This window comes from Candidatus Omnitrophota bacterium, from assembly GCA_034717435.1.
Taxonomy (GTDB): domain Bacteria; phylum Omnitrophota; class JAUWXU01; order JAUWXU01; family JAUWXU01; genus JAYELI01.
On record JAYELI010000037.1, the window covers coordinates 1 to 11,299 of the forward strand.

Annotated in this window: 12 protein-coding genes; all 12 read left to right on the forward strand. The window is 41.3% G+C overall.

Annotated elements, in window-relative coordinates; all coding sequences use genetic code 11:
• Positions 1 to 1,479 (forward strand): hypothetical protein (locus U9Q08_02830; GenBank protein MEA3328649.1); only part of this gene is annotated, 1,479 nt, incomplete at its 5' end.
• Between the two features lie 400 nt (positions 1,480 to 1,879).
• The gene (locus tag U9Q08_02835; protein MEA3328650.1) at positions 1,880 to 2,665 is read left to right on the forward strand and encodes an AAA family ATPase; all 786 of its coding nucleotides are present in this window, start codon (positions 1,880 to 1,882) and stop codon (positions 2,663 to 2,665) included.
• Positions 2,662 to 4,071, forward strand: coding sequence for a type IV pilus assembly protein PilM (pilM, locus tag U9Q08_02840; GenBank protein MEA3328651.1), 1,410 nt, complete (start codon positions 2,662 to 2,664; stop codon positions 4,069 to 4,071). Before U9Q08_02835 ends, pilM begins: the two co-directional genes overlap by 4 nt.
• A complete protein-coding gene (locus U9Q08_02845) occupies positions 4,071 to 4,655 on the forward strand; it encodes a PilN domain-containing protein (GenBank protein MEA3328652.1) in 585 nt (194 codons plus the stop codon). The genes pilM and U9Q08_02845 overlap by 1 nt, the downstream gene beginning before the upstream one ends.
• A gap of 20 nt (positions 4,656 to 4,675) precedes the next feature.
• On the forward strand, positions 4,676 to 5,587 hold the full coding sequence (gene pilO, locus U9Q08_02850; GenBank protein MEA3328653.1) for a type 4a pilus biogenesis protein PilO: 912 nt from the start codon (positions 4,676 to 4,678) through the stop codon (positions 5,585 to 5,587).
• 22 nt (positions 5,588 to 5,609) lie between these two features.
• Positions 5,610 to 7,205: a secretin and TonB N-terminal domain-containing protein gene (locus tag U9Q08_02855; protein MEA3328654.1), complete on the forward strand. Its 1,596-nt coding sequence runs from the start codon at positions 5,610 to 5,612 to the stop codon at positions 7,203 to 7,205.
• A gap of 30 nt (positions 7,206 to 7,235) precedes the next feature.
• The gene (locus U9Q08_02860; GenBank protein ID MEA3328655.1) at positions 7,236 to 8,450 is read left to right on the forward strand and encodes a type II secretion system F family protein; all 1,215 of its coding nucleotides are present in this window, start codon (positions 7,236 to 7,238) and stop codon (positions 8,448 to 8,450) included.
• Between the two features lie 41 nt (positions 8,451 to 8,491).
• Complete coding sequence (locus U9Q08_02865; protein MEA3328656.1) at positions 8,492 to 8,944, forward strand: prepilin-type N-terminal cleavage/methylation domain-containing protein; 453 nt, start codon at positions 8,492 to 8,494, stop codon at positions 8,942 to 8,944.
• The gene (locus U9Q08_02870; GenBank protein ID MEA3328657.1) at positions 8,944 to 9,312 is read left to right on the forward strand and encodes a hypothetical protein; all 369 of its coding nucleotides are present in this window, start codon (positions 8,944 to 8,946) and stop codon (positions 9,310 to 9,312) included. Before U9Q08_02865 ends, U9Q08_02870 begins: the two co-directional genes overlap by 1 nt.
• Complete coding sequence (locus U9Q08_02875) at positions 9,312 to 9,725, forward strand: type II secretion system protein (protein ID MEA3328658.1); 414 nt, start codon at positions 9,312 to 9,314, stop codon at positions 9,723 to 9,725. The genes U9Q08_02870 and U9Q08_02875 overlap by 1 nt, the downstream gene beginning before the upstream one ends.
• Positions 9,726 to 9,733: 8 nt before the next feature.
• A complete protein-coding gene (locus U9Q08_02880; protein MEA3328659.1) occupies positions 9,734 to 10,981 on the forward strand; it encodes a type II secretion system protein in 1,248 nt (415 codons plus the stop codon).
• A gap of 12 nt (positions 10,982 to 10,993) precedes the next feature.
• A partial coding sequence (locus U9Q08_02885; GenBank protein ID MEA3328660.1) for a hypothetical protein occupies positions 10,994 to 11,299 on the forward strand: 306 nt, incomplete at its 3' end.

Consider the following 11,299-nt stretch of genomic DNA (forward strand, 5'->3'; position numbering starts at 1 on the left):
GGAATACCTAATGTAGACGATGCATTTCCTTATCATGCCGGTGATGGCGATGATATAATGGAAACAAGGTATCCGATAAGGCTGTTTTTACTGGCTGATATGTTTTTGGGGCTGGGGTTAAATCGGAATCTACCTGCAAGTGATTATCCGGGATTTCCGCCTTCAGGAGAGAAATGGGACGACTGGGCAGAAAATGTTTTTGCTTTTGAAGGTATAGACGGCTGGTGGGAGTTGCCCTGGGTGCGTGATGAAATAAAAGAAATAATTGAGGAGTATGAACCGCCTGAATTATTAGAAGATATTGATTATATTGCCGAGGTTATGGGGGATGGGTACGAAGGTAATGACTTATCGCCAAATCAAATAAAAGATATGCTCTGGCAGGATGTAGTAGGCATCAGAGAAGACACCCGCTGGCGGGCAATGGATGATGTCATGACCCGGATAGCTGATGCCAAAATGGGAAAAGTAATGACCGATTGCCATGGTTTTCGCGTAAGAATGGAGCAGTATATCCTAAGGCCGGCAGCAAAAACAGTGCAATTTTTAACCGTAAACCTAAGAGGGAGTTCTGCCGGTAGTTTAGCGGGCTTAACAGCCTTAGACTGGAGGACTAATTTTAACAGGCCGATTGAAAACGGTCAATTGCGAAACCTGCCCTGGCAGGATTATTTGACCACACATAATTCTGACCCCTATATTACCAGCACGCATCCCACTTATACAGCAGCAGAAGGTTATTATACTATCCCGACTGATATGAAAATTGCGCTTACACACGGAAATACTGTTGATAGTATTGCTACTGGTGATTTGTTGTTTGAGTTTACCAAATTTGGCGAAAGAGAATCTTTTGAAGAAGATAAATACCGGCAATATATAGATTATTGTATGTTAGGAATTGGTAGTGGTGCGCTCGATTTAGGTGCTGATTGGGATGTGGTGGAATCACCGGGAGAAGGGTTTCTTGGAATAATTGATGGGCTGTGGTTACATAGGACAACAGGGGCAGTATTAAATGAGAACGTAGGCGGAGGGGCCTGGTTTATCTATAACTTTCCAAATAATGATCCCTCCAGCGAGCCTTTCTTTGTCCAGGAAGCAACTGAATTCTGGGGCGGGATTGACGGGATTATGAATGACATACACAGTTTCCGCTTAGATGCTAATTTTTATGTGATTGATAATAGCGGCACCCTTATTGATAGAGATATTTCAGAAATTGTTAATTTGAGAGATGCTCTTCGGGTAGGCTTTTTTGAATTGCCTAGCGGCAGTAACTTAGAAATGAGCTTTTTGTTCTGCGGGGTATCGGAAGAGAACCTTTCAGAAGTTCTTCCGTGTCTTTCCGAAGAATTGGGAATCTACCAATTATTCAATGCACCAATAGACATAGTCATTTCTCCTGCGCCTATTCCCACTGCTGAAGACGGGGATCCTAGCTGGATTTGGCATGAACAAGAATGGGGCGAGTTATAATTTAGAACAATAGTGTTGAATAAAATTCTCTTAAAGCCCGGGCCAAAAACCCGGGCTTTTTTGTTTGTTGACTGTTCTAATGAATAAAATAATCAAGCGGTGATCCTAAGTGGGAGTGGAATGACGAAATAGAGTGGTAGAATAGAGTAGTAGATAAAGTAAACTATAAATAGCTTGCAAACCGCAGGTTACAGGTTAAAAGCCCGGGAGAACTCCCCGGGTTTTTTTATTCACTAATACCCACACACACCTCGTAGGTGTATATGGGTTTTGTATAGGATTTTTGTATACACCTACGAGGTGTATGCGGGTAAGAACATAAATGATTAAGTCTTATAATAAAAATAGACAAGTTGGTTTATTTGTTGTATATTAAATACTGCGTAACTGGGATATATTTATGAAACAAAAAAGGACAACCATCATTGCTATAGCCAATCAGAAAGGTGGCTGCGGGAAAACCACAACAGCCATAAACTTAAGCGCCTGTATTGCCGAGAAAGAACGGAAGGTCTTGTTGATTGACCTTGACCCTCAGGCGCATGCTACTGTTGGTTTAGGCATAGAATCGCATAAATTGGAAAAATCAATGTATGAGGTTCTGGTTAAACCTGCTGTTGGTTTCAGGGAGGCAGTAATTAGCACCCCATTTTCTAATTTAGACATTGCGCCTTCCAGTCTTAGCCTGTCAGGAGCCGAGATAGAATTAGTAAATATTATCGGCCGGGAAAATTTACTCAAAGACAGCCTGTGCAGCGGTAATTTTGCTGAACAATATCAGTATGTCCTGATTGATTGTCCCCCGGCCCTGAGTCTTTTAACAGTGAATGCGTTCACGTCAGCCGATTATGTCCTTATCCCGGTGCAGACGCATTATTTTCCACTGGAAGGGATGAAGCAGTTGTTAAACACCATAGAAATAGTAAAAAGCAGGTTAAACCACCACTTGGAAATTTTAGGTATACTTCCTGCTCTTTTTGACAAAAGAACCAATATTGGGAAAGAAATATTGGAAGGTATCCGGGAATATTTCAAGAATAAGGTTTTTAATTCGGTCATTAATATGAATGTAACGCTTGTTGAAGCCTCCAGCGCCGGCAGGCCGATTACTGTCTATGACCGCAAATCAACCGGCGCCAAAGACTATAGAGATCTTTGCGGGGAAATTTTTAATATTGTCGAATGAATAAAAAAAGAGTGGATCAAAGAATTAAAAAAAGAATAAGCTCGGTATTAAAAAACATTCCTCCAGAGAAAAAATCGAAAGAACCCAGGCTCAAAAAACCTATTTTCTCTATTTTTTCCAGAAAATCAACCCGGGAGCAGATCGGGAAGCTTTCACCTCTTTTCCGGGCAACTTCGCTAAAAAAGCCCATGCCCCCGGATGAGTCTTTAAAACCAAAATTTTCCAAAGGCAGTATAAAAAATATCCGCCTTTTTATCAAAGAAAAAGTCAAATCCTGGGCAAGCGCATTTATGAAGAGTTTAGGTTTCACCCGGGAATTGACAAATGTCTGGGGTTTGGATATCGGAACAGACTGCATAAAACTGCTAAAGATGTCCCACGAAAAAGAACAGCCTGTTTTAATAAAACTTTCCTGCGAAATTATCCCTTCCAGGTTTCATAACGCAGGCCCCCAGCGCAGCGAATATATAAAACAGATTTTAAAAAAAATGGTTCTAAAGCATCAAGCAGGAGGAGAAGTTGTAAATTGCGCAATCAGCAATCCGCTGTTAACCGTCCGCGTTGTTAAAGTACCGCCGATGGCTGAGCAGGAAATTTCCAAAGCAATCAGGCAAAGGCTTGTTCAACAATACAGAATTGATTTAGATAAAGAGATAGCCAGATTCGTAATTTTAGGAGAGAAAGAAGACAGGAATGTTAAACAGATGCAGATACTGACTATTACTGTTCCCAGGGAAATAATTACGGCACAATTTAATTTGGTCAAACAGAGCGGATTGAAACCCATTGTCATTGAACCGGACTATTTTTCACTCGTTTTTTCTTACCTCGAAAATCATCAATACAAACCGGAAGAGGTCATTATGCTTTTGAACATTGGAGCCCGATACAGTTCTTTTAGCTTTGTCAGCAACGGTAATTTGAATTTTAACCGCAGTATTTTGTTCGGAAGCAATGAATTGCTGTCTGCCCTGGTCAATAATCTGAACATTTCTTTTCAGGAAGCGGAAAAAAAATTAAAGACATTTGGTATTCCCATGACAGATTGGCATTATCTTACCTCCCGGGATAATAAGGAAGCTTCTTCGGAAGAATCAATGTTTTTTAGAGCAATGCAGGTTGCTCTGGAAAAAATAATCACTGAATTTCATAATACCCTTAACTTTTATTTTTATCAGTTATCTGGTTCAGCCGCGCAAAAGCTTGATAAAATTCTAATCAGCGGAGGCGGCAGTAAAATAAAAAATTTTAAGGAATTTTTAAATCTCCGTTTGGAGATACCGGTGGAAACACTCGATTCTCTTAAGAATGTACAAATTGCAGATAAGATTGACAAGAAGTTAATCGAGGAGTTTTCCGGACAATTAGATGTAGTAATTGGTTTAGTCCTGAGAAAGATAATTTAATGCAGAGAATTAATCTCATCCCTGAGGAAATTGTCCTAAAACCGACGATTCAGTTTAAAAGCAGGGTATTGTTAAGCAAGCTTTTGTTTTTACCCTTGCTGGTGGCGTTTTTTTGTGCTGTCGATGCCTTTCCCCAATTTGCCACAATTCGTAACTTGCAGGATAGATTAAAGACAGCAGAAGAAAAGTGTATTGCCGCCGTCAAAAGACTGGAGGACACCGTTGCGGGTGAAAGTCATCTTCAGGGGCAAATAGAGGAATGGGAACAAAAAACGGTCTTACTTAAAGAAGAAAAAAGCAGTCTTGAGCAGGAATTAAAAGCGGTAATTAAATGGTCGGATGTATTGATTGAATTAAGCAGAATAACTTCTGAAAATACATGGTTAGACAAGATACTTTTAGATAAAGATATTTTAACAATAGAGGGTTTTACGCTTTCCAACTTAAAAGTAAGCGAGTTTTTAAAAAGTCTGGAAAATTCTCCGCTTTTTAACGAGGTTGAATTTAGGTCCACGGAACGTAAGAAACTGGAAGAAAGAGAAGAAGATATTATTGAGTTCCGGATAATTGGCAAATTGCATTAGACGGCGGGTTATAAATTAGAATGGCAGAATTAAAATCGGGCCTATTTAGTTCGTTAAAAGTAAAAGAAAAAATTTGGATTATTCTGCTAATTTCAATTTTAATCTGGGGAGGTTATTACCGGGCAGTGCATTGTCAAAATCGCTGCCGGATAAAAGGCCTGCGGTCCCGGATAAGAGAAATTCAGGATAAAACATTCAAAGCCGAAGACCAGATTTCGCCTTCTTATTTAAGATTAGAAAAGAGGTTGGAAGATGTAAAGCAGGATTTTAAACTGCTTGAACGGGGTCTGGATTCAATTTATAGTGAGATGTTCAGGACAGATCATACCTCAGAGCTGCTGAAGTATCTTACAGCCAAACATGTTCCAGACAGCCTTGAATTTATATTTATGAAAGCAGGAGAGCTTGAGCAAAAAAACTTTTATCAGAAAATGCCCTTAACAATTTCTCTTAGCGGAAAATATAACCAAATTACAGCATACCTTAAAAGGTTAGAGTACGTTTCCCGATTTCTCAAAGTGACGTCCCTTAAGCTCACAGCCGATCCTGATATTCTGCCTTTGCTTAATGCCCAGATGTCGTTAGCTGCAATTCTGCAGGGCCCCGGCAGGAAGAAACCTTCTGTTTTTAGTCAAAGACCGGCAAAGATAGATTCCGAAGACCTGCAAACAGCAAAATTGCTCGATCCTTTTACCACTTTCATTCCTTCATACTTAATATCCGATAAAGAGAGCGGGTTGCCCCAATTGAAGGATCTTGGTTTATCCGGAGTAATCTGGCGGGGAGATGTGCCTTCTGCGGTGATTGACGGCAGGGCGGTAATTGCCGGTGATGATATAAAAGGTTTGAAGGTGTTGGAAATTTTGGAGGACGGAGTAATTTTAAAAAGGAAAGGCGAAAAGGTTAAGTTAAAATTGAAATTGGTTTATTAATTATTATACGAGGAGGTAAACGGTGTTTAAAACATATCTGCGAGATAAACTACCGGCTTGGTTTTTGCCTGGGTGCGTTTTGTTATCCACAGCCGGTATTTTGGCTGGTTGTGCTACTAACGCTGCTACCGAGAAAAAATATCATTTTTCCGTAGAGACAGGGCTTGTTCAGCCATATCCCGAGATGGAACAACTTTTCGATGAAGCGATTTTAGCCTTTCATCAAACTAATTATCAGTTGGCCCAGATGAATCTTTCCCAGATAATAGAATTTGAAAAAGACCTGCCCGATAAAAAATACACACCCAGGGCCCGGGAATATTTGCTGAGGATAGAGGCCATAGAGCCGGAGGCTATACCCCGGAGATTATTTTCCGGCCGGGAGTTGGCAGAGCGAACGGCAAAGCGGGAAGTCGAAAGAGAAATTGAAAAGAAATTGAGCAAAAAAACTTCTCTGGAATTCAGGGATTCCGACCTTAAAGAGTTAATTTCCGGTTTTTCCGCTTCCTATGGGTTGAATATAGTTTGTGATAAAGACGTTCAGGGCAGGGTTTCGGTGAAGCTTAAGGACGTAACCGTGGAGGAAGCATTAAAGGCAATTTTGAGCATCAGCGGTTATAGGTATGTAAGACGGGGAGATATTATTTACGTAGAAAGCCTTTCAAAAGGCAGAATTTTTAGAATTTTCGATATAGGATACATCGATGCTGCTGTATGTAAGGAGATTGCCGGCGAATTACTTTCCGGACAAGGTACGATTAAGATAGATGAACGATTTAATCGTTTAGTTGTTACCGATTTACCGGCTAATATTGAGGAAATAGAGACCTTTATCGAGAATTTCGATTCCCGGATACCGCAGGTTTTGATTGAGGCCAAAATTGTGGATATTACCGTAACCGATCTGCAGGAATTAGGGTTGCAGTGGGGAGGGACATACACCGACAACAATTTATTTCAGTCTAAAGCCGGCGATGATGATGAAAGCATTGGAGGGACTTTTGTCCTGGGAGCGCCGGGGGTTACCTCACTTCCTCTTACTCAATTTGACATTGCCGGGGCCTTAGTGCATGCTGTTGATTTATCCCTTAAGATTGATGCTTTAATTTCCAATCAGAAAGCCGATCTTTTGGCTAATCCCAAGATAATAGCCCAGAATAATCAGGAGGCCAGGATAATTATCGGTGAGAAGGTGCCCTATAAAGAAAAAACCCAGACTACCACCGGCACTACCGAAACTACCAAATTTATTGACGTAGGAATTACATTAAGGGTTATTCCCAGGATAAGCAATGATAACTATGTGACCATGGCTATCCATCCGGAAGTAAGTTCAGTGACCTCTCTTATTGATAATCAGCCCAGGATTGATACCCGCGAGGCCGATACCGTAGTTACCGTTAAAGATGAACAAACAATAGCCATAGGCGGCTTACTTAAAAAAACCACTTCGGTTGTAAAAAGAAAAATCCCCATATTGGGTGATTTACCTGTCTTGGGTATGCTTTTCCAGAGCAAAGGGGAAAACGAGGAGATAAAAGAACTGGTGGTTTTTATCACGCCTCATATAATTCGTTATTATGACAAGGCAAAGAACGCAGACGCAGGATCAAGATAATAGTTTAATTATTAAAGGTTATTTTCGGTTATGCCAATTTATAATTACAAAGTCCGGGATGAGAAAGGCGGAATAATTAGTTCAACTTTGGAGTATGACAGCGAGGAAAAGTTATCCGCGGGTTTGGAAAAAATAGGTTTATATGTAATTTCCATAACGGATATTACCGGAAGAAGTTCTAAGCTGCTTAAGATTGTCGATCGTTTCAGGGGAATTTCCAATCTTGATTTAATAATTTTTACCCGTCAGGTTTCGATCATGCTTAAGTCGGGCTTAACTTTGCTTGACAGCCTTACCGGGGTTTTCAAACAGACGCGGCATAAAAAACTTAAGGCAGTAATTAAGGATGTTGTTGAACGGATCAGAAGCGGCAGCTCCTTTTCCCAGGCCATCCAGGCGCATTCTTCTATTTTTGGAGAAATGTACATAAATATGGTGCGCGCCGGGGAAACAAGCGGGATTTTGGATAATATTATGGAAAGGTTATCTGCGCTGGCCACCCACGAAGCCGAGATCAAGAACAAAATTCGGGCTGCTGTCACCTACCCGGCAGTAATAATCAGTATGGCTGTTTTAATAGTGTTTTTTCTGCTTACCTTTGTTATGCCTAAATTTATTAATATCTTTGAAACCGCAGGGACACAACTGCCTCTGCCGACAAAGATTCTTTTAGGAATTAGTTCTGTTTTGCGTTACCGCTGGTATGTTATTTTGGCTCTGCTGGCAGGAACGGCTATAGGTTTTTACAGGTGGGTTAAAACCGAAAAAGGCAGATATAAATTTGACCGGTTTAAGCTGAGCTTACCCGTTATCGGCGCTCTTTACCTGAGAGTCCTGATTTCGCGTTTCACGCGTTTATTGGGCCTGCTTGTCAAAAGCGGCATTCCGCTTTTATATTCAATTGAAGTCGTAGGCAGGACCGTTGACAACAGCGTTCTTTTTCGGATAATTGCCGGAAGCCGGAAAGGAATTACCGAAGGCCAGTCTTTATCCGAAACCCTTCAACTCAGCGGCATATTTCCTCCGATGGTTATTCAGATGATCGGCGCCGGCGAAAATACCGGTAAGCTCGAGGAGATGCTTACCGAGGTCTCTGATTTTTATGACGTAGAAATTGAGTATGGGATCAGGAATCTTACCTCGCTGATAGAACCGGCAATGATTATTATTATGGGATTGATAGTAGGGTTTATCGCCCTTTCAGTGCTTTTGCCGATTTTTAATCTGGTAAAGTTATTTAAATAGACGTATCTAATTCAGCAGTATAAAGAAAGGAGGCAATGAAAATGGCCGGTTCAAAAAATGGATTTACCCTGATCGAAATCTTAATCGTAATTACTATTTTAGGGATATTGGCTGCCGCTATTATCCCTAATTTCGTCGGCTTTGATAAGGAGGCGAGAGTAGCGGCTACCAAAAGCAATTTGGATACCTTGCGGGGAAGAATTACTTTATTCAGGGCAAAGGAGGGTAAGTATCCGGAATCATTAGATGAACTTTTATCTACTACTTATTCGGATATGGGAATTCAAAAGAGTTACCTGGATAAAATACCCAACGAGATGGTTAGTTCTTCATCCGGCAGTAACGAAGTGATTGCGATTAAATCTTCCGATCCTCTTACCGGTAAAGGCGGTTGGGCGTATATCAAGGACAGGGCAGATATAGTAATAAATGTTATCAGCGAGCTGAATGATTCATGGAAAAACAATGCCGGCCAAAAACCCTCTGATTGGTAATGAAGATTAAAGAGGGGATAAATCAGAGGGGGGCGATATTTTTTTTAACCCTGATTGTTTTGCTTTTTTTGACTGTTTTTGGCGGTTCACTGATGCTGATGGTTTTTTCCCGCTTTACCGATACCTATGTTGAATATGACCGCTTAAAGGCGCTTTATTTAGCAGAGGCGGGAATCAGTAAATCCTTATGGGAATTGAAAAAAGGCGTAGACTTTAACCGCGACGGCCTGGGAAATATTCCTAAAACCTGCCTGGGTGAAGGTTCTTACAGGGTCATTCACAACCCTGAAGTGCTGACGATAATCTCCACGGGTGAAGCAAATGATATTGAACGCACTGTAAGAATAGTATATACGGGTAATTATTGATGAGAGGGAAAACCGGTCCGGTTTCTCTTAATAGCGGGTTTACTTATATTGAATTGCTTGTTACCATTGCCATTATATCGGTTTGTTTTTTTCCGTTACTAAGGTTATTTTCAACCAGTGTGGTTTCTGTCGCCGGAAGCAGTGATCTAGCCACGGCTCTTGACTTGGCACGGGAGGAAATGGAGAAAATGAAAAACCTTAATTACAGCGAGGCGCAGCTGGCAGCTGTAGGAAACGTTTTTTACCCGCCTGCCGAAAAACCTCCTTTGACCTTAAACAAGCAGGACTGGAGGGTGGAGAGGATTATTATTCCGGGCTCCGACCCTTTAGAAGTGCATGTGCGGGTATTTAAAACTGATAATATGAAGAAACCTGTCGCCCGGCTGGTTACCTTGATTGAAGATTTACAGTAAAAGATAAAATGAAGAGTTCAGGCAGTCGTGGATTTACGCTGGTAGAATTGTTAATTGCGGTATTGATTTCTTCGATTATCGCCTCAACGGTTGTTTTAATGCTTGCCAGTTCGCTGGAAGTTTGGAGGTTTGGTAATGCCCAACTGTCTATCGATAAGGTAAATCAGACAATTTTAGGAAGAATTGTTGAGGGAACTTTCCAACTGCAGGGTTTACGCGATGCAATGGAGATTTACAGGGCCTCGGCCAATGAAATTGTTTTTGTCCCCCTACAAAAAGATACGCGGATACTGGAGTATTCTATATCCGGAGGGGATAAAATATTTCTCCAGAGGCAGTTTAAGGCCGGGACGAATAAACCGATAGTCGAGGCAAGACTGCCCGCAGAAAGCGCGTTTAGCAGGGTGAGCACTGTTTTTTATTACGGAAAGGAAATAGGACCGGAAAGACTGGACGATTACGTTATTGTTAAACAATCCCTGCCGATTGGCACTGAACTGAAGTTTACTTATCATCCCGATCCGGGCTATGGGCCTGAGGTAAGAATGCGGTATTTTTGGGATACCGCCGAGAAAAAATTATATTATGTTTATCAGGGAATTATTACCGAGGTGCCGGTAAGAAACCCGGATGTAGAAATAGAAGGAATCGAATTTTTCTATTTTGCCAATGCCAATGCGCCGATCTTACCTTCAGATACTAATCTTGAACTTTCTACCGGCCAGTTGAAACGAATCACCGCGGTTAAAATTATAGTTGTCTCAAGGAAAGAAGAAGAGGTAAAAGAGGCTGTTTCCTTTGTAAATATCAGGAATTTAAGCAATCGCGGCTCGGGAATTATTATTACCGAAGGCAGTGAAATAGGGATTCCCGATAGCGATAATATCAAGGCGCTTTCACTGGTGAATATCAACGGTGCCCATCAGGGTGATGAGATTGTGCTGGAAATCAGCTCTAAAAGAGGCAAAACCTGGAAGATAACAATAGAATTCGGTTCGCCGCCGGAAGAGATTGAATTCCCGGAAGTAAAAATCAAAGGCTACAAGATTGAATATCCCGAAGGGAAAATAGTTTTTAACCAAGAGGCTTATTCCTCTTTAAAAAACGGGGTGAGTTTTTTGAATATGGGTAATGACCTTTATGATTATGACAATGACCCGAACATTGAAGACATAGTGTATTATAAAGGAGAGGGAATTAAATTGAAAGTGGTGAAAATGAATGTGGATGCCGCAGCGATTGCTGTGCAGCCTTAAAGGAAAGCGCAGATGAAAAGATTAAGCATAAAGACGTTGTTTTTAACCACGTATCTCATGTTTTTTATAATTCCCCTTGGTTATGCCTATGAATGGAACCAAACTTCTCAGGCTGACTTTGAAGCCGGCACACCCGCGAATGTAAATACTTCAACCAGTCCCGGAGATGTTGTTTTAGAGATTGAGAGCCTTCCCCAGCCCTCAGCCTCCACCCGTGAAGAGCGTTTTGCCCCCCAGAACTCCGAGGCCTGCGGGGTAATCGCCGCTGACGGGACATATCTTTATGTCAAAAGCTGGTCTAGTTACGATGGAAACGAC